General features: G+C 62.1%; 13 protein-coding genes. 5 read left to right on the forward strand and 8 right to left on the reverse strand.

All coding sequences use genetic code 11. The features are described 5' to 3' along the window. Window positions 1-45: 45 nt before the first annotated feature. Both nosR and AC1M7R_RS26625 read right to left on the reverse strand, forming a co-directional pair. Window positions 46-2,205, reverse strand: a complete 2,160-nt coding sequence (gene nosR, locus AC1M7R_RS26620) for a transcriptional regulator NosR (protein ID WP_490610501.1) — start codon at window positions 2,203-2,205, stop codon at window positions 46-48. A 144-nt stretch (window positions 2,206-2,349) separates the two neighbouring features. Beyond that, window positions 2,350-3,834: a hypothetical protein gene (locus AC1M7R_RS26625; protein WP_072459460.1), complete on the reverse strand. Its 1,485-nt coding sequence runs from the start codon at window positions 3,832-3,834 to the stop codon at window positions 2,350-2,352. Between the two features lie 193 nt (window positions 3,835-4,027). On the opposite strand from AC1M7R_RS26625, the gene AC1M7R_RS26630 reads away from it, so the two are divergent. Both AC1M7R_RS26630 and AC1M7R_RS26635 read left to right on the forward strand, forming a co-directional pair. Then, window positions 4,028-6,682 (forward strand): excinuclease ABC subunit UvrA, encoded by a 2,655-nt coding sequence (locus AC1M7R_RS26630; RefSeq protein ID WP_103894828.1) that lies wholly within the window; start codon window positions 4,028-4,030, stop codon window positions 6,680-6,682. Between the two features lie 383 nt (window positions 6,683-7,065). After that, window positions 7,066-7,791 (forward strand): helix-turn-helix transcriptional regulator, encoded by a 726-nt coding sequence (locus AC1M7R_RS26635; protein ID WP_072432097.1) that lies wholly within the window; start codon window positions 7,066-7,068, stop codon window positions 7,789-7,791. Between the two features lie 75 nt (window positions 7,792-7,866). Here AC1M7R_RS26635 and AC1M7R_RS26640 read toward each other — a convergent pair whose 3' ends face one another. Beyond that, window positions 7,867-8,466, reverse strand: a complete 600-nt coding sequence (locus tag AC1M7R_RS26640; RefSeq protein WP_072398824.1) for a LysE family translocator — start codon at window positions 8,464-8,466, stop codon at window positions 7,867-7,869. A 591-nt stretch (window positions 8,467-9,057) separates the two neighbouring features. Here AC1M7R_RS26640 and AC1M7R_RS26645 point away from each other — a divergent pair. Beyond that, entirely contained in the window at window positions 9,058-9,831 is a 774-nt protein-coding gene (locus tag AC1M7R_RS26645; RefSeq protein ID WP_072398815.1) for an acyl-homoserine-lactone synthase, read from the forward strand. Between the two features lie 32 nt (window positions 9,832-9,863). Next, the gene (locus AC1M7R_RS26650; RefSeq protein ID WP_072398816.1) at window positions 9,864-10,730 is read left to right on the forward strand and encodes a helix-turn-helix transcriptional regulator; all 867 of its coding nucleotides are present in this window, start codon (window positions 9,864-9,866) and stop codon (window positions 10,728-10,730) included. Window positions 10,731-10,782: 52 nt separating this feature from the next. Here AC1M7R_RS26650 and AC1M7R_RS26655 read toward each other — a convergent pair whose 3' ends face one another. From AC1M7R_RS26655 to AC1M7R_RS26665, 3 genes are read right to left on the reverse strand one after another with little or no spacing between them, the layout of a single operon-like run. Continuing rightward, window positions 10,783-13,866: an efflux RND transporter permease subunit gene (locus tag AC1M7R_RS26655; RefSeq protein ID WP_072432099.1), complete on the reverse strand. Its 3,084-nt coding sequence runs from the start codon at window positions 13,864-13,866 to the stop codon at window positions 10,783-10,785. Beyond that, complete coding sequence (locus AC1M7R_RS26660) at window positions 13,863-14,903, reverse strand: efflux RND transporter periplasmic adaptor subunit (protein WP_072398825.1); 1,041 nt, start codon at window positions 14,901-14,903, stop codon at window positions 13,863-13,865. The genes AC1M7R_RS26655 and AC1M7R_RS26660 overlap by 4 nt, the downstream gene beginning before the upstream one ends. Window positions 14,904-14,962: 59 nt before the next feature. Next, window positions 14,963-16,393 (reverse strand): efflux transporter outer membrane subunit, encoded by a 1,431-nt coding sequence (locus AC1M7R_RS26665; protein ID WP_072398818.1) that lies wholly within the window; start codon window positions 16,391-16,393, stop codon window positions 14,963-14,965. A 368-nt stretch (window positions 16,394-16,761) separates the two neighbouring features. On the opposite strand from AC1M7R_RS26665, the gene AC1M7R_RS26670 reads away from it, so the two are divergent. Next, complete coding sequence (locus AC1M7R_RS26670) at window positions 16,762-18,102, forward strand: diaminobutyrate--2-oxoglutarate transaminase family protein (protein ID WP_072432100.1); 1,341 nt, start codon at window positions 16,762-16,764, stop codon at window positions 18,100-18,102. Between the two features lie 198 nt (window positions 18,103-18,300). Here AC1M7R_RS26670 and AC1M7R_RS26675 read toward each other — a convergent pair whose 3' ends face one another. Together AC1M7R_RS26675 and macA are read right to left on the reverse strand one after the other, a co-directional pair. Beyond that, the gene (locus AC1M7R_RS26675) at window positions 18,301-20,262 is read right to left on the reverse strand and encodes a MacB family efflux pump subunit (protein ID WP_072398820.1); all 1,962 of its coding nucleotides are present in this window, start codon (window positions 20,260-20,262) and stop codon (window positions 18,301-18,303) included. A 2-nt stretch (window positions 20,263-20,264) separates the two neighbouring features. Beyond that, window positions 20,265-21,416, reverse strand: a complete 1,152-nt coding sequence (macA, locus tag AC1M7R_RS26680; RefSeq protein ID WP_072398821.1) for a macrolide transporter subunit MacA — start codon at window positions 21,414-21,416, stop codon at window positions 20,265-20,267. Window positions 21,417-21,494: the final 78 nt, after the last annotated feature.

The following is a 21,494-nucleotide window of genomic DNA, read 5'->3' on the forward strand; positions in this document are numbered from 1 at the left end:
TCCGTGAAGAATGAAATGGTCAGGGGAACAGGCCATCGGGGTGCCTCAGGGCGCCTGCACCACGGGAATCAGCTGCGGATCGGCCGCGCTCGCCTTGCCACGCTTCTTGCGCTTGTTGATCAGCGGCGGGCATTTGTTTTCGTTGTGCCAGGTCATCTGGCAGTCGAGGCAGTAATGGCATTCGTTGGCGTTGATCCGGCCGTCGGGATGAATCGCCTGGATCTCGCATTCCTTGGCGCACAGTTGGCAGGGATTGCCGCACTCCTTGCGGCGCTTGAGCCAGTCGAACAGACGCAGGCGGGTCGGCATGGCCAGGGCGGCCCCCAGCGGACAGATGTAGCGGCAATAGACCTTGCGGGTAAAAAGGTTGATCAACAGCCAGCCTGCGGCATAGGCCACGAACCACCATTGGCGGTCGAACCTGAGGGTGACGGCGGTCTTGAAGGGTTCGACCTCCGCCAGGCGTTCGGCGGTCGCCATGGACTCCAGCGAAACGCCGAACAGCACCAGCAGGATGATGTACTTGATGGCCCACAACCGTTCATGCACGGCGAAAGGCAGCTCGTACTGGGGCACCCTGAACCGGCGCGCCAGCTCGTTGATCAGTTCCTGCAGCGCGCCGAACGGACACAGCCAGCCACAGAACACCCCGCGCCCCCACAGCAGGAGGCTGGCCGCGGTGAACACCCACAGGATGAAGATCAGCGGATCGGTGAGGAACAGCTCCCAGCGGAAACCTTCGAACAATGCATGAACGAAGGTCAGCACATTGACCACTGACAATTGCGCCAAGGCATAGCCGCCGAGAAATACCACGGTAAAGACCAGGTAACCCCGACGAACCCAATGCAAAAGCCTGGGCCGGCGGGCCAGCGGGTCCTGGAAGAACAGGATGATCGTGAGCACCAGCAAGGCCACCGCCAGCACGACGATTTCCACGCTCTTGCGGTACCAGAGGGTCAGCCACAGGGGGCGGCGGGCTTCTTCGGCCGCTGCCAGTTGCGCGGCCGTGGGCAAGGGCCTTTCCAGGTACGCCTCGGGCAATCGATAGGCCAGCTCGAAACTGCTGAAGAGTCCACTGACCGGCCCGGTCTGGCGGCGCACCAGCAGCTCCAGGCTCCAGGGCGAACCGGGATCGAAACGGTGGGAGGCACGGACGATGAAGATCGCCATTTCATCGAACTCGGGCATGCCCTCGGCAGCCACATCATCCAGGCGCTGGAAGTCCATGTCGCGAAAACTGATGGTGTCGCCGAACTGGCGCAACAGCACCCGATCGAAGATCCCACCGCGCACATAACCCGAGCCCTTGAAGGAATACCGTCCGCTGCCCATCACGGCAATGGCCTGCTCGCCAGGCTTGAGCTCGCTCATCAGCGCGCGGTACTGCGCCTCGCCCAGCAGGTTGCGGCCGATGGTGGGCGGGTTCAGGTGAGTGACGTACAGATCGATGAAGGTGTCGCCCGCCTGCTCGGCACTGGCGGCTTCGACCTTTTCGGCGGCGGTCCCCTTGAAGGAAGCGTCGACCTGGTCGCGGGTCAGGTGCAGCCGACGCACCGCTCCATTGCCGGCCAGGGTCTTCCAGTCGGCGGGCTCGTAGACGTCCTCGCGCACTCGCGCCGGCGCCACGGCCAGGCCTGCATCGCCCTTGACCAGGCCCAGGGACACCGCGACGTCATGGGCGGCACGCATGATGACTTCGTTGACCACCATCGCCGTCACGGTGGCTCCGGCAATGGCGTCCACCGTCACCGCATCCGGGTCGCTGGAATGCCCTACCACGACCCGCTGATTGACCTTGACACCGCTGTAGCGGGCACTGAATCCGTGGAGTTTCTCCTCGGCGATACCGATCAGCAGGATCGGCTCATGGTGCTCCAGCACATAGGCATCCAGGATCACACCGGCGGGGTCGAGAATCACCTGCACGTTGATCGGCTTGCCCGAGTAGGCGGGAATGTCCACCACATCCAGGCTCTGGAACACATAGCCCGATACCTTGCCGGCCGTCGAGAGCGTGCACACCTTGAAGGGCCCCTGGGGCTCGGACACCGAATCGGTCCGGCCCAGGACATGGTGGATACGCTGTCGCTGGATTTCGCCGTAATCCCTGGCCTGGGCGAAGCCCGCGCACAGGGCCAGCAGAATGAAGAATGCGTTGAGCCAGAAGCGGATGAGGTGCGAGAACGCAAAGGAACGGGTCATGAACGCCAGGGCTTGAGACGGGATCGTGGCGATCATGGTAGGAGCCGCTCTATCCGGCGCCCTTGATTGAAATCAACTTGAAAAAAATTGCCTGGCGGGCATCACGGGGCGAGAGGCTGGTACCTCTCGCCCCGACGCAGACGTTCAGTCCTGCGCAAGACTGTAGGAGTAGATGCCTTGATCGTTATTGTCGTACCAGTTGCCCTTGGCCCAGATCACACGATCCTGCGTCGGTTGGAAACCCAGGATGCCCAGGTAGCCGCCGATGGCGAGACGCTGCCAGGAACGGCCCCAGTCCCGGGAATAGAACACCCCATCGGCGCAAATGCTCGCATCCGACCACCAATAGAGCCAGCGCGGTGGCCGGTGCTCGCTGGTGACATTGACCAGCAGGCTGTTCTGCCCCAGATAGAAATGCCCCTCGCGCAGCCGGCTCTGCGACGCCAGGGGGGCGAACACGCTGGGCAGCTCGCCCAGGGGACGCCAGGCCAGCGTCGCGGTATCCAGCTCGGCGATCACGTGTCGTCCGGATTCCTCCTGGTCCACCAGGCCGGCCACCCGCCCGTCGGCGTTCTGAGCCAAGGCCGCGATGAACAGCTTGTCGTCGCGCTGGGTATCCACGACCTGCCATTGACCGGTGCTGCGCTGCAATCGAGCCCGTGTCGTGACGTTGAAGGCGATGTGGGCGCCCTCGCCGTCGGGGTTGCTGCCCCAGAAGCGTTGGGAAACCCAGATGAACGCGCGTTGCGGGTCCAGCTGGATCACATGGGTGCGGATGTCGCCATAGGTGCCGGCATCGGTATGCCACTGCAAGACATCCGGACGCTTGACCCGAACATATTCGCTGGTGACCAGCAGCGATTCGGCCGCCATGACCGGCGTACTGTGGTCGCCGCGATCGGCGGAATAGTAGACACCGGTTGAAATGGCGCCTGGCGCATCTTCGCCACTCTCGTTGTCGACGCCGCTGGGGGTGCCCCAGGCCCAGACTTCATCCGTGCCATGGAAGTACGGCTTCAGGTTCCAGGCCACTTGATCGGCCTTGGGAAACCAGCCCTGCTCCAGCCAGGTCCAGCGCTTGCCCTGATCGTCGCTGCGAAAGACCACGGTCTGGCCGACGCTGTCGCCGGATCCGGCCTCCGGCCGGTCGAGGCCGGTGAGCAGCAAGACGCTGGCGCCATCGGGACTGGCAACCAGGCAGGCGGCGGCGCTTACGTGGGCGACCAACTGGAATTGTCCCTGGGCGTCCAGGCGCGAAATGAAAGAGGTCTCTTTTTCCCTGCCGGAAAGCAGGTAGGCGAAGGCACCGGAGCCCACCGGCTCAGGCTCGTCATTGGACTTGCCGCGCACCAGCGCATCGAGGTCCACCACATCGGCGGAGGCCTCGACCTGCCCGGCATCCCCGTTCAGACGGGCGACCAGCCAGGTGCCCTGGGGGGTCGCCACCACGCCTGTGCAGTACTGGGAGGCGGCCCGGTGCCGGGTATCCGCTACGGCGCCCAGCTGTTGCTGGCCGGGGCTGGTGCCGCCCCACTCCAGCTTGGCGCTGGTGATCATCCACATGTACCACAGGCCAGCGCCGACAATCAGCGCGACAAAGAGCGTAGTGAAGAATTTCGATCGAGGCATGAAGGATCCATATCCATGGGGAAACTGAGAAGCTTTTCTCATCTCTTTCATCCGGAGTAAATTCTTATTGCACTAAAACGGCTGGAGCCGGTCGCATCGTTCATCTGTGAGCCGGGTTGCATTCATTCGGCGCAGCAGTTTCGTCGAGCAGCGCCGACGCGTTAAGGTGCGCACATCACGACAAGGACCCCTCATGCCCCCACGCTCCGGCCCAGCGCACGCCTTTTCATCGCCATCCACCGGTTTCGTCCGGGTGCGTGGCGCCCGCGAACACAACCTCCAGAATGTCGACGTCGATATCCCCCGCGATGCCCTGGTGGTCTTTACCGGCGTGTCGGGGTCAGGCAAGTCGTCGTTGGCCTTTTCCACGCTCTACGCCGAAGCCCAGCGTCGCTATTTCGAGTCCGTCGCGCCCTACGCGCGGCGCCTGATCGACCAGGTGGGCGTGCCCGACGTGGACAGCATCGACGGCCTGCCGCCGGCGGTGGCCTTGCAGCAACAACGGGGCAGCCCCAGCGCGCGCTCTTCGGTGGGCAGTGTCACCACCCTGTCGAGCCTGATCCGCATGCTCTACTCCCGGGCCGGCAGCTATCCGGCCGATCAGCCCATGCTCTACGCCGAGGATTTTTCCCCCAACACGCCCCAGGGTGCCTGTGCGCAATGCCATGGCTTGGGGCGGGTCTATGAAGTGACCGAAGACTCCATGGTGCCGGACCCCTCGCTGACCATCCGCGAGCGGGCCGTGGCCGCCTGGCCCATGGCCTGGCAAGGCCAGAACCTGCGGGACATCCTGGTTACCCTGGGCTACGACGTCGACGTTCCCTGGCGTGACCTGCCCCAGGAACAGCGCGACTGGATACTCTTCACGGAAGAAACCCCCACCGTCCCGGTGTACGCCGGATTGACGCCTGCCCAGACCCGTGCCGCCCTCAAGCGCAAGCTCGAACCCAGCTACCAGGGTACGTTCAGCGGCGCCCGACGTTACCTGCTGCATACCTTCATGCACTCCCAGAGCGCTCAGATGCGCAAGCGCGTGGCGCAATACATGCGCGCCAGCCATTGTCCCGTGTGCGAAGGCAAGCGTCTCAAGCGCCAGGCGCTGGGCGTGACATTCGCCGGCCTGGACATCGCCGAGCTGTCGCACCTGCCGTTGCTGGAGCTGGCCGAGGTGTTCAGGCGCGTCACCGCACCCGATTATCTGGAGCAGGCCGAAGAACCGGGCGAAGTCCTCACCCACCGGCAAACCCGCGAGGCGCGCGAGCAACGCGCCGCCCGAGGTGACAATCCGCACTCAGGAGGGCCGGATGCGCGCCACACGCCCAACCTGTCCCTGGAAAAGCGCCTGGCCGCCCAACGCATCGCTGCCGAACTGCTGGAGCGCATCGGCACCCTGATCGACCTTGGCCTGGGTTACCTGGCCCTGGAGCGCAGCACCCCAACGCTCTCTTCCGGCGAGCTGCAGCGCTTGCGCCTGGCGACCCAACTCAACTCTCAGCTGTTCGGGGTCATCTACGTGCTGGACGAACCGTCAGCCGGCCTGCATCCGGCCGACAGCGAAGCCCTGTTCGACGCGCTGCAGCGGCTCAAGGCCGCCGGCAACTCGGTATTCGTGGTCGAACACGACCTGGGGACCATGCGTCGCGCCGACTGGCTCGTCGATGTCGGGCCGGATGCCGGCGAACAAGGCGGCCGGATCCTCTACAGCGGCCCGCCCGCCGGCCTTCGCCAGGTGCCGCAATCACGCACCCGCACTTACCTCTTCGCCGAGCGGTCCCAGGCTGCGCACGCCCCGCGGACACCCAGCGACTGGCTGCGCCTGGAAGGCATCACCCGCAATAACCTCGACAACCTGAGCGCGGCCTTCCCCCTCGGCTGTTTCACCGCCGTGACCGGCATCTCCGGTTCGGGCAAATCCAGCCTCGTCAGCCAGGCGTTGCTGGACCTGGTCGGCGCTCACCTGGGCCAACCCGGCCAGGACGCCGAGCCCGACGAACGAAGCCTGGAAGACGAACCCGAGCAAACCAGTGGCGGGCATGTCAGTGCGGGCCTCGATGCGATCAAGCGCCTGGTCCGGGTGGACCAGAAGCCCATCGGCCGCACGCCGCGCTCCAACCTCGCCACCTACACCGGCCTGTTCGATCACGTGCGCAAATTGTTCGCCGGGACCGAACAGGCCCGTGAACTGGGGTTCGACGCCGGACGGTTCTCCTTCAATGTGGCCAAGGGACGCTGCGAAACCTGCGAAGGGGAAGGCTTCGTCAGTGTCGAACTGCTGTTCATGCCCAGCGTGTACGCCCCCTGCCCGACCTGCCACGGTGCCCGCTACAACCGGCAGACGCTGGCGGTACGCTGGCAAGGCCTGGACATCGCGCAGGTCCTGCAACTGACCGTCAATCAGGCGCTCGAAGTCTTTTCCGGACAGGCGTCGGCACGGCGCTCGCTGCAAGTGCTGCAGGATATCGGACTGGGTTATCTGCGCCTGGGCCAACCCGCCACCGAACTGTCCGGCGGCGAGGCGCAACGCATCAAGCTGGCGACAGAGCTGCAGCGAAAGGCCCGAGGGGCCACCCTGTATGTGCTGGATGAACCCACCAACGGGCTGCACCCACAGGACGTGGACAGGTTGCTGGTGCAGTTGAATCGCCTGGTGGATGACGGCCATAGCGTGGTCGTGGTGGAACATGACATGCGGGTCGTGGCCCAGAGCGACTGGGTCATCGACATCGGTCCGGGCGCCGGAACCCAGGGCGGGCAAGTCGTGGTGTGCGGAGCGCCGGCCGAGGTGGCCCAATGTCCGGAAAGTCGTACGGCGCCATTCCTCAAGAGCGCGTTAGCGGCTGAATATTAAAGCTTTTTTAATCTGGCTGGCCGTCCCGGGAAACCTGTCTATACTGTCTTTCAGTTAATCGTTTCAGTACGAGTAGTTTAACGACGGCCTCACTTGCTGATGGATGTGAGGCTGTACAGGCCAGGAGGCAAATGATGTCGGCCCCATGTTCAAGAAAAACATTCCATAGGGTTACAGAACAGCAGCATCTTCCCCAGCAGCGCCCCGTGAATCACGGCGAAGCCTCGCCCAGTCCACCTCCCTCCACATTACCGTTGCCGATAGCAGGCAGATCCTGTTGTTGATGTCGGCCCCGCGGCATCCTTGCAACTTCCATTTGGCGACTCTAAAGGTATAGCGCCTGGCTGCGTCAAGTCTTACATCAGTTTTCGAGCTCGTTCATTATGCTCAAGCCTATTTCAAGCCATCTTTTCAATCTGATCCAAGAGGTGGAAAACAACATCTCGGGCGCCAGCGAAGAAGAGTACACCGCAGTACTGGGCTGGATTTTTTCCAAACTGGGGATCGATAAATTCGCTTATGTCCATGTGGAACCGACACCGTTCAACAGCTCCAAGATCTCGATCCATAGCAACTACCCAGCCGAATGGGTTGAAACCTATCGCAAGAACGCCCTTTATAAGACCGATCCGGTCATGATCAATACCGCCGTCACGGCGACGCCCTTCTTCTGGAATGAAATTCCCGAGGAGATCGACAACCCGGAAATCTTCGATCAGTCTGCGTCCTACGGCATCAAGCAGGGATTCACCGTACCGATCCATGAGCCCGGACGGGCATTCGGCTCACTTCACTTGTCTTCCGAAGAGAACGATCCGGACTTCCCCATCATCGTCCGATCCAATCTATTCATCATCAAGGCGCTCAGTATAATCGCCAACCAATATCGCCCCATGGAAGCCCCCATGGAAAGCAACTTGAAGCTGTCCCCTCGGGAGATCGAGTTCTTGCGCTGGCTTTCATTAGGCAAGAACTACAAGGAAATAGGTCTGATCATGAGCATCACCGAGCGAACGGTGAAGTTTCATGCCAAGCAGATGACCGAGAAGATGGATTGTGTCAACGTCAAGCAAGCCATGATCAAGGCAGTTCAACTCAACCTCGTTTGAATCCCGCCCCTATCCTGCCCTAACCTGGCGGCGGCCTTTTGCCAAGTCCGACGCCAGCGCTTGGTCATAATCCATTCAGGCGAATCCCACCTGCGATGCGATATTGAAGAGCATGCCACAGGCGAACAAACCGATAACCAAGGAGATAGCCCGACTCAAGAACTTGCCGGAAACGATGGCATGCAGTTTCCTTCCACAGAACGCTCCAATGGCTATCCAGGTCAGCCCGACCGGAAAGATAATGGCCGTGAACAATGACATGAAAGACAAGTAGTGGCTCACGGACAGGAATGTTCCCGCCGGCGCAACGAAAGACACAAAGAACAAGCCCTTGGGGTTGGTCAACGTTGCCACGAAGAGATCCGGCACACTGATGCCCGCCGAAGTACCAGGTAAATGATCCTTTACCGAAAACCACAACTTCAGGGAGATATAGAACAGGAAACAGACAGCGAAGATCTTGGTGGCAATGACCACCCAGGAATGATCCGTGATCAGAAGATCGATAAACACTCCCCACATCGTCATCTGAACAATATAAGCCAGCCATTCCGCTACAACGAACCTCATGGAGCGGGCGTTCAAGCCCCTGTTGATGCCAGTTTGCAACAACAGAGAGTTCGTCGGTCCAGGAACCAACAGGACTGTCATCAACGAAAGCGCGATATAAGACATAAGGTCATCCATGCCAGGGAGCCAGAATGGCTCATTTTCTTCGGGTTCGGACAGGCCCGATCATACAAATCAATATTTTGGTTGTATGACATCAGACCAATTTTCCAGCATAGAGCAATTACACTAGATTTGCCCACTGCCGCCCTGAAACTTTCAAACGTATGACTTATCAGCGTGAGCTTTTACCCATTTGTTGTCTCCCAAACTACGCTCCCATAGCCTTATTACCTTTTTATTGCAGGCCAACCCAGGCACTGTTGGAGCGTCAATTTTCCGGCCCACATACTATCAGCGACTTAGCCAATCCGTCGCGTAATCGTCAAGAAATCCTCCTCGCCAATGCCGTTCATGTTGAGTTGGCGGACTAAAGTCAAGACCCTTCGCATGCTACTCCCTCCCTGTACTTTCTTGGACTAACGACGATACTAATTCGCGCAGCGACTCAGTTTGTCCCGGAATACTGCCACATCACCAATCTGGCAACTAATTAGACTATCCACTCTATAAATCCACGCACTGTACTTTAGGACAGTTGAAATGCCCTAGTGCAAAGTTAACAGTAGCTCCACCCACAACCACGAAACCTCATTCATGAACTACGCCCCGGCCACCTTTCGTTTTTTCGGTATATCTACTCGTATCGCAAGCTACTCGAGTATTCCGAGCAAAACCCTGGGACAAATACTGGCCATTCGCAAGTCTGCCTTTATCGACAGAAAGAAGTGGGATATAGAAAGCTATCGAGGCAGCAATTACGAATGGGATGAATACGATGACGCTGATGCAGTTTACATATATTCAATCCAGCACCAGCAGGTCACCGGTTGTGTTCGACTTCGCCCTTCCAGCAAACCGACACTCATGACCGGCCCCTTGAGTTTCATTCTTCCAACCCAAAAGTCCGGACGTCGCTCAACATATTTATGGGAAGCCACCCGCTTTGCACTTTTCGCTGACAGATCCATTACCTGCGAATTGACCCAGGCCAGTGTGGACATTCGCACCGCGGCACTCTTCCTGACCATGCTGAAGTTTGCCCAACATCAAGATATCGAAGCCTATGAAGTTGTCGTCGACACTTCGATGGCGAAAATTCTCAAGCGTTCCGGATGGAATATCGAACGACACAACACGGCACTGGGCTCGAAGGGCGAGACGATCATCTACGGCACGTTGCCATGTTCCATCGAAACTTATGAGGGAGTTCTCAGAAAAAACACCATTGCCGAAGCGAGCGTTTACGACCCTTTCCTTATGACGAACCGTTCGTCAGACACACTCCATAAATCCATTGATATCGGCCAAATGCGCCGTGGCCGAAACATTCCAGCAAAAATACACATGCACACTGAGCTGCATCTATAAAATCAAACTTCTGGTATGAAATTGGAGAAAGGATGAACCTGCAAAGACTATTTCCGCATGTTGGCAAAGTCATTGCCAGTACCGGCAGCCGCCACTTCCCTCGCATGTTGCACGACCTGATACTCACGGAAATCCCGGTCGACGCAACACATATTACCGAGCAAAGGATAGGCACAAGTAATATCGCTGAACACAGCACTTCAAGCATTGGTTTCGTCGGCATGGACAATACCTGTGTCGACACTGTAGTGGACACCCATACAAGCAAGCCTTTTTTCCTCGCCGACGATATCCTCTTCGAAGACGCGCCCGCACAGAAGGTCCCCAATTTTTCCCGATGTCTGCTCAAGCGTGAACTCTCGGGCAAGGCACCCGGCCACAACACAACGACCCAACTGCATCTGACCACACGGAAAAATGGCCACCGTTATGTCCTGTCCGTGTATCGGTCACCTTTTTCCAAGGGCTTTACCGCCCAGGAACATGCCCTTCTGAAAGACTTTTCCTGCCTGTTGATGCCCATGGTAGAAGAGCATGTTGCCGCCCTGGTGCCATCGGAACCTCATCGGCAGGACACCAACCTGTCGCTGGACGGCCCGGAGAACGGTGGGATGGAAGCGTTGCGCCAGCGATTCGCCGATCGACTGCAACTGTCCGGCTTGAGCCTGTCGTCGCGTGAAACCGAAGTGTGCGTGGGTCTGCTGGCGGGACGCACGGCGCCCGAACTTGCCGAGCAACTCAACCTCAAGGTCAATACCGTCGAAAGCTATCTGAAGCGTGCAGCCATCAAGATGGGCATTGGTGGTCGTCGCTCCCTCATTCGCTGGATGCACTCGATGGACGCTACGCCATCGGGCACTGAATGGAACGGCGCTCCGCCCATTCGCCAGGCCGTCTGAACCTCTCCCCCCAATGTCTGCCCGGTCATCATCGGGTACGTTGGGGGATGATTCAGCTTTTCGCTTCCTCTTCGACCCTGCCTGCCGACGCCAGTCCAGGCGTATGCCGCCTGAACCATTGCAGCAGATCGTCGACGTACGTGAAGATCACCGGCACCACCAGCAGACTCAGCAACGTTGAAGTCAGCAGCCCCCCCATGACCACCACGGCCATCGGCTGCCTGAAACTCGGGTCTTCGCCCATGCCCATCGCGGTGGGCAACATCCCGGCGCCCATGGCAATGGTGGTCATCAGGATGGGCCGTGCGCGCTTGTGGCAGGCGTCCACCAGGGCGTCATAGCGATCCAGGCCGTGATCACGCCGAGCCATGATGGCGTATTCCACCAGCAGAATGGAGTTCTTGGTCACGATCCCCATCAACATCAATAACCCGATGACCGAGGGCAGGGAAAAGCTGAAATTGCATATCAGCAAGGCCAGCAGCGCGCCGCCCAGGGAGAGCGGCAAGGCCGAGAGGATGGTGGCCGGCTGCAGGAAATCATGGAACAGCAGCACCAGGACCGCATAGATACAGAACACACCGATGGCCATGGCCAGGCTGAAGCTTGCGAACAGCTCCGTCATCAGCTGCAGTTCACCCTGCTCCACCGGCTTGATCTCTGGAGGCAGATTGCGCATGGCCGGCAACTGGCTTGCCTCGGCCATGACCTCGCCCAGGTTGCGGCCGTTGAGTTCGATCGACAAGGTGATGTTGCGCAGCCGATCCAGCCGGGTGATCTGGGCCGGTCCACTGCCCAGGCTGAGTTCCCCGAGCGAGGACAGCGCCACCTGGCCGTCCCGTCCAGTCACCCGCAACTGATCGATGCTTCGCAAGTCATCGCGCAACAGCGAATCCATGCGCACGCGCACATCCACCTGACGCTGGGACAGGTTGATCTTGCCCAACTGCGAGGAGTATTCACCGTAGGTCGCCATGCGCAAGGTATCGGCGATGTCCTGGCTGGTGACGCCCAGCTCCGCGGCCCGGGCAAAATTGGGACGCATCTGGATTTCCGGTCGCTGCAGGGCACTGCTGGAGGTGACGTTGCCGATCCCGTGCAGGCCGCGCAGCTGCGGCTCCAGGGCATTGGCAGTGCGTTCCAGCAGATCGCCGTCGTCGCTGGCCAAGACGATGTTGAGTTTCTCGCCGCTGCCATCCCCGCCGACGTTGATACGCACGCCGGCCAGCGTACGCAGGGCCTGGCGCATCTGCGCCTCGACTTCAACCTGCTTGAGCTCGCGCTGGTCCCGTGCCACCAGATCCACCGTCAGGACCGCATCGCCGGCACCAGTGATGCCGGCAGGCCCGGCGCCCGAGTTGCTGGCGGTGCCCACCGAGACGAATACATGTTTGACGTCCGGCATGTCCTGCAGCCTTTCGCTGGCCTGCAAAGCCATCTCGGTGGTCTGCTCCAGCGTTGTTCCCGGTGGCATTTCCAACGTGATACTGCTGCGACCCGCGTCCTGGGACGGCAGGAAACTGGTCGGCAGCAACGGAACCAGGGCCAGGGCGCCGATGAAGAAAAGACTGGCCAGCAACATCGTGGTCTTGCGACGGTCCAGGCTGGCATGGATCCAGCCCAGATAGCGGGTCATCAAGGGGCCATCGTGCTCGGCGTCGGCTTTCGCCTTGAGAAAGTAGGCCGCCATCATCGGTGTCAGCACCCGGGCCACCAGCAAGGAAAACAGCAGCGCCACCGAAGCCGTCACCCCGAACTGGCGGAACAGCTTGCCTGCCACGCCGCCCATGAAGGCCGTGGGCAGGAAGACCGCAACCAGAGTGGCCGTCGTGGCGAGCACCGCCAGGCCGATTTCGTCCGCCGCCTCGGTGGCCGCCTGAAGCGGCGTCTTGCCCATGCGCAGGTGTCGCGCAATGTTCTCGATTTCAACGATGGCATCGTCCACCAGCACGCCGATGACCAGCGCCAGCGCCAGCAAGGAGACCGAGTTGAGCGTGAACCCGGCCAGGTACATCACGCCGAAGGTAGGAATGATCGACAACGGCAGCGCCGTAGCGACGATCAGGGTGGCGCGCCAGTCCCGCAGAAACCACCAGACCACCAGCACCGCCAGCAACATGCCCTCGTACAGCAGGTTCATCGAGTCATGGTAATTGGCAAGCACCGCCTTGACCGTGTCACTGGCTTCAACGATCCGCACATTGGTGTGTTTCTCCACGAAACCGGCCATGGACTTGCGTACGTCATTGGCCACGCCGACATCGGAGAAGCCCAGTGACCGGGTCACCTGGAAACCGATGACCGGCTTGCCGTCGCGAAAGGCCCGGCTGCTGCGCTCGGCATGGGTGTCGCGAATATCCGCCAGCTGATTCAACGCCAGCAGGCGGCCATCCCCGCTGGGAATATCGATGGCTCCCAGGGCGGCCGGGTCGTCGATGGCCCCCAGGGTCCGTACGGCTTGCTGGCCACTGCCCAGGTTGCCCTGGCCACCGGAGTTGTCCTTCTGCATCGCCCTCAGTTGCGCAGCGACATCCGCGACGCGAATGCCCAAGCCTGCCATCAACGCCGGGTCGAGATTGACCTGCACTTCCCGGTCCACCCCGCCGATCCGCGACACCAGCGCAACGCCGGGTACCGACAACAGCTGTTTGCTCAGCTCGTTATCGACGAACCATGACAGCGCCTCTTCATCCAGCGCATCGGATTCGATGACGTAGGTGAGCAGCGGCGAGGCGCTGGTGGTCAGCCGGGAAACCGAGGGCGTATCCAGACTGGCCGGCAACTGCGGCATGGCGCTGTCCACCGCGTTGCGCACTTCGTTGAGCGCCTCGTTGCCATCCTTGTCGATGTCGAAACTGATGCTGATGCTGACCGCGCCGTCGGTGATCACTGTCGTCACATGCTTGAGCAGGCGCAGGGACGTGAGCTTGTCCTCGATCTTGCGTGCCACCTCCGTTTCCAGTTGCTCGGGGGCTGCGCCCTCCAGCGATGCGTTGACCATCACCACCGGCAGGTCCATGTCGGGGAAATCCTGGATGGCGAGCTTGCCGAACCCCAGCAGGCCCAGGACCGTCAGCAGGATGAACAGCATGACGGCCGGGACCGGATAGCGGATCGACAGGGCAGAAACATTCATGGCTGGGCAACCTGGGATTGTACGAGGCTCACGCTCGCGCCATCGTTGAGGAAAGCACCGCCGGCGCGCACGATACGGGCCGGCTCATCCAGGCCGCCGAGGATCTCCACGGCCTGCTGCAGGCGCCGGCCCACCGTTACCGGTCGCTGGACGACACGCATGTCATCGTTGAGGGTGAACACATAGGAGCGGCCGTCACGCAGGATCACCGCGGTATCCGGTACCGTGAGGGCCTCGCGGGCCGCCAGTTCGATCTGGCCGCTGGCGTACATGCCGGCCTGGGCGGGGCTGTCGGTGGGCAGGGATACGTAGACCAGCGCCCGGCTGGTCTTGGTGTTGAGGGTGGGCGACACCAGCCGCACCCGTCCTTCCAGGCTCTGCCCGCCCGGCAAGGTCAGGCGGGCCACCTGCCCGGGCTGTACCTGGGCCAACTGACGGGCGTCCAGCTCGGCCTGCCACTCGATACGGCCGTCGCGCACCAGGCGAAACAGCTCGTCGCCGGCCGCCACCACCTTGCCGAGCAATGCCGTGCGGGCGGAAACGATGCCGTCGTCCACCGCCACGATCCGCGTCTGCCGCAAGCGGATCCGGGTACTTTGCAATTCAGCCCTGGCGCCGGCCAGGTCGGCTTCGGCAAGGGCCACCTTGATCCGATACTCTTCGCGCTGCTGCTCCGACAGGGCCCCGCCCTGGCCGACGACCCTGGCCCGGCGATCGTTGGACCGGGCCTGCTCCAGATTCGCCACGGCCTGGGCGACCAGCGCTGTCTGCTTGCGCTCTTCGGCCAGTACCGCATCGCAGGCCAGCGTTGCCAGCAACTGGCCTTTCTTCACCCGGCTGCCCACGTCGGCTTCGAGGCTGGCGATGCGCAGGTTGCCGGTCTCGGCATTGATGACCGCTTCCTGCCAGGGAGCCAGGGCTCCATTGGCGAACAGCAGCTGCGGCCAGACCTGCCGCCGCGCCTGGACGACTTCCACGCTCAGGCTGCTGACGGTGGGGGCGGCCACGGCCGGCTCGGCACCACGGCGCAGGGTCATGAATATCGCCACGACCGTAAGCACGGCAACGGCCAGCAGAATCTTGCCCGATTTCGTCCTCACGCTCCCCCTCCGTTCGTTGCCGGGTGTCGCGCAAGCGGTTGACCGACTTGCCATCCGCCTCCCAGGGCCTTGTACAGGGCGATCCAGTAGCGGACCTGGTCCTGCTGCAAGGTGATCAATTCGATTTCCGCCGTCAGTGCCTGGCGGCGCGCGGTTTCACGGTCCAGCAGGCTCACGCTGCCTGCCTGCCAATTACGGTCGATGGCTTGGAACGACTCGCGGAAACCGGCAGTGGAACGCTCGACATCCGACTCCCGTCGCCGCGCCGCATCCAGGCGCACCAGGGCCTGTTCGACTTCCATGACGCTGGTGCGCAATGTCTGGCGATAGACCGCCAGGGCTGCGTCATAAGAGGCCCGCGCCCCTTCCACCGCCGCGCGGCGCTTGCCGCCGTCGAACAGGGGCACAGACAGCACCGGCCCCAGCGACCAGGATCGGTTGTGCTGGCCCACGGTATCGCCGACCGAAAACGTACCGGACAGGCTCAGGCTCGGCAGCCGGTCGGCCTGGGCCACGCCGATCTCGGCATTCGCGGCCGCCAGTTCCCGTTCGCTGGAAGCCAGGTCCGGACGCTGGCGCAGCAGATCGGCGGGAATCTGCCGAACGTTGAGTTCGGCCGGCTGGGGCAGTTGCGCCGGGGTCTTGCCGAGCACGTCGTCGAGCCGTTCTTCATCTCCGCCGGTCAAGGCCACCAGGCTCTTGAGCAACACCTGGCACTCGCTCTGCTGCCGGACCAGAGTGGCCGCGCTGCTGGCGGCGCTGGCGTCGGCCAGCGCCGCGTCGGCGGAGGAAGTGAAGCCGGCCTCGAACGACTGGCGAGTGATGCGCGCCGTGTCCTGTTGCGACTGGGCCTGGTCCCGGTAGGCCAGCACCAGCTTCTGGCAGCCGCGGTACTGCACGTAGTAATCGCCTACCTGGGCCGCGAGGGACACCCGTGCGTCGTGCCAGTCATCGACCCGCGCCTCGACACGCGACTGCGCCGCTTCGTTGTTGCGCCGCAGTTTGCCGAACAGATCGAGCTCCCAGGCGGCGTCCAGCTCGGCGGAGGAGCCCGAGCCGCCCAGGCGTGTGGGACCGGTCCGCTGTGCGCCACGACCGCCGGAAAGACGGCCATCGACCCTGGGCAAGGCATCGGCCGCATCGCTGTCCGCCGTGGCCCGGGCCAGGGCGATGTTGGCCCACGCCTGGTCCATGGACGGACTGTCGGCTTCGGCCAGGCGCAACAGCTCGGCCAGGGCCGGATCGTCGAATTGCTGCCACCAGTCAGCCAGGGCCGCCACGGAGGCGCCATGGGGAAGCGGTGCCTGCCATCGGTCGGCGACCGGAACGTCCGGCACTCGGTAATCAGGCCCCAGTACGCAGCCGTTCAGGGCCATCGCGCACAAGGTCACCAGCAGTCTTTTTCCTGGAGGCTTGAAGGCATGCATAGGGCTCTCTACGGGACCTGACAATGGGAGCGAGCAGCCAGGCATCCGGCACCGGCGCGGCTCGGGAGACGGCAGATTGTTGAGGGTGGGTGGTTGAAATTCATGTGCGAGGCATTTAACCCCGGCCTGGATTCTGTGTCTGGCGTGGGAAACGGGGACAGGTGCCGGCAAGAAAATTCGCGGTAAGCGCACAGGCCTGTTGAAATGCCCGGGACCTGCCAGACAAGGGCGGCATCTGCCGTCGGGCCAGCCATATCGGGCTGGCCCGACAGTGGGTCAGGCAAGCACGGATCCCACGGATCAGGCCCCTTGGCTGGCTCGTATTCCCCCTGCCCGGTTCCCGTTCCATGGCCAATGGATGATCGAATATGGAAGCACTCAGTTATCTGGAAAACGTCGAGTCGAACGCAAGGACCTATGCGCAGACTTTCCAACGGCTCTTTGTCAGCGGCAAGGGGATGCGCATCAGGGACGCCAGCGGCCAGGAGTACCTGGACTGCCTGTCGAACGCCGGCACCCTGGCCCTGGGGCATAACCCGCCCGAAGTCCGAGATGCCGTGATGGCGTTTCTCGGCAGCGATCATCTGCAGCAGGCCCTCGACCTGGCGACCCCGGCCAAGCACGCCTTCGTGCAGGAACTGTTTTCGATGCTGCCGGCAAAAATGCGCGAGGCCAGCAAGATCCTGTTCTGCGGCCCCAGCGGCTCGGATGCCGTCGAGGCCGCCATCAAGCTGGCCCGCCATTACACCCGTCGCTCGCCATTGATGGCGTTCCACGGCGGCTATCACGGGATGACCGCCGGGGCGTTATCGGCAATGGGCAAGCTGTCGCCCAAGAGTGGCGACGGTCTCATCGCACAGGGCACCCATTTCCTGCCGTTCCCCTATCGGTTCCGCTGCCCGTTCGGCACCGCCGGCGAGCACACCGATCAGTTGTCCATCGACTATATCCGCACCGTCCTGTCGGATCCCGAAGGCGGCGTCGCCAAGCCGGCGGCGGTCATCGTCGAAGTCGTGCAGGGGGAAGGCGGCTGCATCCCCGCCTCCGCCCAATGGCTGCGGGCATTGCGGGAAATCACCCTGGAGCAGGACATCCTGCTGATCGTCGATGAAGTCCAGACCGGCCTGGGCCGGACCGGCACCACCTTCGCCATCGAGCATGCGGGCATCGTGCCCGACATCCTGGTGCTGTCGAAGGCCATCGGAGGGGGCTACCCCCTGGCGGTCGTCGTGTATGCCGAGCATCTGGATACCTGGGGCCCCGGCATGCACGCCGGTACGTTCCGTGGCAATCAGGTGGCCATGGTCGCCGGTGTCGCCACCATGCAGCAGATCCGGCGGGACAATCTGGTGGCCAATGCCGCGCGGATGGGTGAGTTGTTGCAGAGCGGCCTGCGGGACATCGCCCGGCGGTTCGCCTGCATGGGCGACATCCGCGGTCGTGGTCTGATGATCGGCGTGGAGATCACCCGGCCAGCGGCCAACCAGCGTGCCGGACAGGCTGACGGTGCCCTCGCCCACGCCATCAAGCTCAACTGTTTCGACAATGGGCTGATGATGGAAACCGGAGGACGCCATGGCGCGGTGCTCAGGTTCCTGCCCCCCCTGACCATCACCGAAGCCGAGGTCGGCATGGTGCTGGATCGCTTCGAACAGGCCCTCGCAAAGACCCACGAAACCCGTCCGCACCTGGCACGCGAAGCGGTATGACCCCCACCGGAACCGGGCCTGGCGGCTCGGTTCCGGAGGTCCTCTGGCGTCAGCGGTGCTTCACCTGGACTGATCCGAAGCCTTCGTCGACAAGCCCGCATAGTGGCCCCGGGAAACGCCCAAGGCTGTCATCCCCCTGACGTCCTCAGGAGGATCGTTGCTCGCAATGACCGCACACACCGCACGCGCCACAGAGTCTCAGTCCCGCGCCAGGGCGTTGATGGGATCCAGGCGTGCGGCATTGCGGGCGGGTACGAAGCCGAACACGATGCCGATGAAGGTCGAGCACACCACTGCGGTGATGATCGATCCCATGGAGAACACCATCTGCCACTCCTTGACGAAGATCGAGAAGACGTAGCCGATGCCGAACGACAGGGCGATACCGATCGTGCCTCCCAGGAGGCACACCATCACCGCCTCCACCAGGAACTGCTGGCGGATATCGGACTGCCGTGCCCCTACCGCCATGCGGATACCGATCTCGCGGGTACGCTCGGTCACCGAAACCAGCATGATGTTCATCACCCCGATACCACCCACCACCAGGGAAATGACCGCGATCAGCGAGAGCAGCAGCGCCAGCGACTGGCTGGTCTTCTGCACGGTCTGCAGCACACTGTCGAGGTTGTAGGTGAAGAAGTCCTTGATGCCATGGCGTTGTTCCAGGAGCTTGACGACATTGTCCTCCACCAGCTTGCTCGGTTGTCCGTCCTTGATCCTTACCGTGATGCTGTCCAGGAAACGCTGTCCTAGCAATCGTCCGGCCGCCGTTTCATAGGGCATCCAGACGTTCAGGTTCTTGTTGGTGTTGAACACGCTCTTGCGATCTTCGGTCACGCCGATGACGGTGCATGGCAGATTGTCGATCAGGATCACCTTGCCCAGGGGATCGACGTGGGGGCCGAACAACCTCTGGCGGGTGTTATGGTCGATCACCACTACCTGCGACTGCCGGCGCGCATCGTCTTCACTGAACTTCACCCCCGAGCCGATCTTGATGCCGCGCACCTGGAAGTAACTGGAACTCACGCCGTTGACGGTGGCATTGACGTCGATGTTCTGATATCGCAGCAACAGGTTGCGCCCCAGGTTGGGGGTGGCGCTGTCGATGTAATACTGATCGCTCAAAGCCGTGACGTCGGACAGCACCAGGGTCTCGATGGCGGTCGAGCGGCTGTCTCCCCAGTCCGAACCCGGCATGATTTCGATGGTATTGCTGCCAATGGCCTCGATGTCCTTGAGCACGTACTGCTTGACCCCTTCGCCGATGGCGACGATCGAGACCACCGACGTGATGCCGATGATGATCCCCAGCATGGTCAACAGCGTGCGCATCCGATGGGAGATCAACGCCACCCAGGCCATGTTGAACGCCTCGCTGAACAAGCCGAAGCTGGCCAGCAGGCGATTCGACGGCTTGACCCTGGCCGGGCGCGCTTCCTGGGGGGGCTGGTCTTCCAGCGTGCGTTGCGGATTGGGCCGGTCGCTGACGATTTCGCCATCGCGTATCTCGATGATGCGCTGGGCATGGGCGGCCACCTTGTCGTCGTGGGTGACGATGATGACCGTGTGCCCCGCAGCGTTGAGCTCCAGCAGGATCTTCATCACCTCCTTGCCACTGGCGGTATCCAGTGCCCCGGTGGGCTCGTCGGCCAGGATGATCTCGCCGCCATTCATCAGGGCCCGGGCGATACTCACCCGCTGCTGCTGACCACCCGATAGCTGGCTGGGCCGGTTGGCCAGGTGCCCTTGCAAGCCCAGGCGCCCCAGCAGTTCCCCTGCCCGGCTATGCCGTTGCGACTCCGCGGCGCCGGCATAGATGGCCGGCATTTCGACGTTGTGCAACGCGCTCAGGTGCGGCAGCAAGTGATAGCGCTGGAAAATGAAGCCGAAGTGGTCGCGTCGCAGCACCGCCAGTTCATGGTCGTTCATCGAACCGGTTTCGCGCCCATCCACCTTGTAGCTGCCGGAACTCGGATGATCGAGGCAGCCGAGCACATTCATCAGGGTGGACTTGCCGGAGCCGGACGCCCCCGTGATCGCCACGATTTCCCCGGCGTTGATCGTCAGGTTGATATCCTTGAGCGCGATGAAAGCCTTTTCCCCGGCCTGGAAGCTGCGGGTGATCCCTTTGAGTTCCAACAGTGGTTGCGTCATGGTCAGGCCCCCGCCACGGCCGGGGCAGGCTCACCGATGACCACCTTGTCGCCTTCGGCCAGCCCGTCCTTGATTTCCGCCCGGACGTTATTGTTGATGCCCGTCTGGACGTTACGCGGCTGGGCCTTGCCCTCGGCATCCAGCACCCGGACCACGTAGCTGCCGTCCTGGTTCTTCGCACCCAGGGCGGCGACCGGTACCGTCAGCACGGCCTTGGCCTTGTCCAGCACGATACGGACCTGGGCCGTCATGGAGATGCGCAGGCGATGGTCGGGGTTCGGCACGTCGAACAGGCTGTTGTAGAACACTGCGGTGTTCTGCTTGGGCGTGCCGGCGGTCTGGGTCTCGAGGAAGTTCTGCGGGGCCGGCTCGGTGCCTCGCAGGGTGGCGTAGTAACGTTTTTCCGCTTCCCCCAGGATGGTGAAATACACCTCCTGGCCCGGCTTGATATGGATGACGTCGGCTTCGGAGACCTGGGCCTTGACGGTCATGGTGTCCAGGTCGGCCAGCTTGAGCAGCACGGGTGCCAGTTGCTCGGCGATCACGGTCTGGCCTTCCTGGGTCACGATGCCCACGACGTAACCGTCGATGGGGGCCACGATGTGGGTGTAGGCCAGGTTGACCCGCGCCGTCTCCACCTGGATCCTGGCGTCTTTTATCTGGGCATCGAGGGACAGCAGATTGGCCGCCTCCACCCGGTAGTTGGACTCGGCGGTCTCGTATTCCTGCTTGGAAATCGCATCGTCCGGCTGCAGCACCTTATAACGCTCGTAGGTGGCCTTGGCATCCTTGAGCTGGGCCGCGGTGGCCTGCCGCCGCGCCATCAGGTTTTCTTCGTTGACCTGGGCCTGGCGCAGCGCGTTCTGGGCGATCAACGGGTCGATTTCCGCCAGCCACTGGCCTTTCTTGACCTTGTCGCCCAACTTGACCTTGAGCGACTTCAACTGGCCCGACACCTGGGCGCCGACGTCCACCTGCTTGACGCCCTGCAGCGTTCCGGTGGCCAGGACCGCGTTCTCGATGTCCGTGCGCTCGACCGTGGCGGTCAGGTACTCCGGCGGCTTGCCCGGCGACTGCGCGCTGTAGAAAACCAGGCCGGTCACCACGACCAGGACAAGCACGATAGCGATTTTGCGAAACTTCGACTTTTCCATAAATAACTCTATGTGCGTTGGGTTCGGGCCCGGCCAGTACGGCACCGGGCTTGAGGTAAGCGCCCCAGGGGCGCACGG

It is taken from the genome of Pseudomonas sp. MS01C9 (assembly GCF_058202755.1).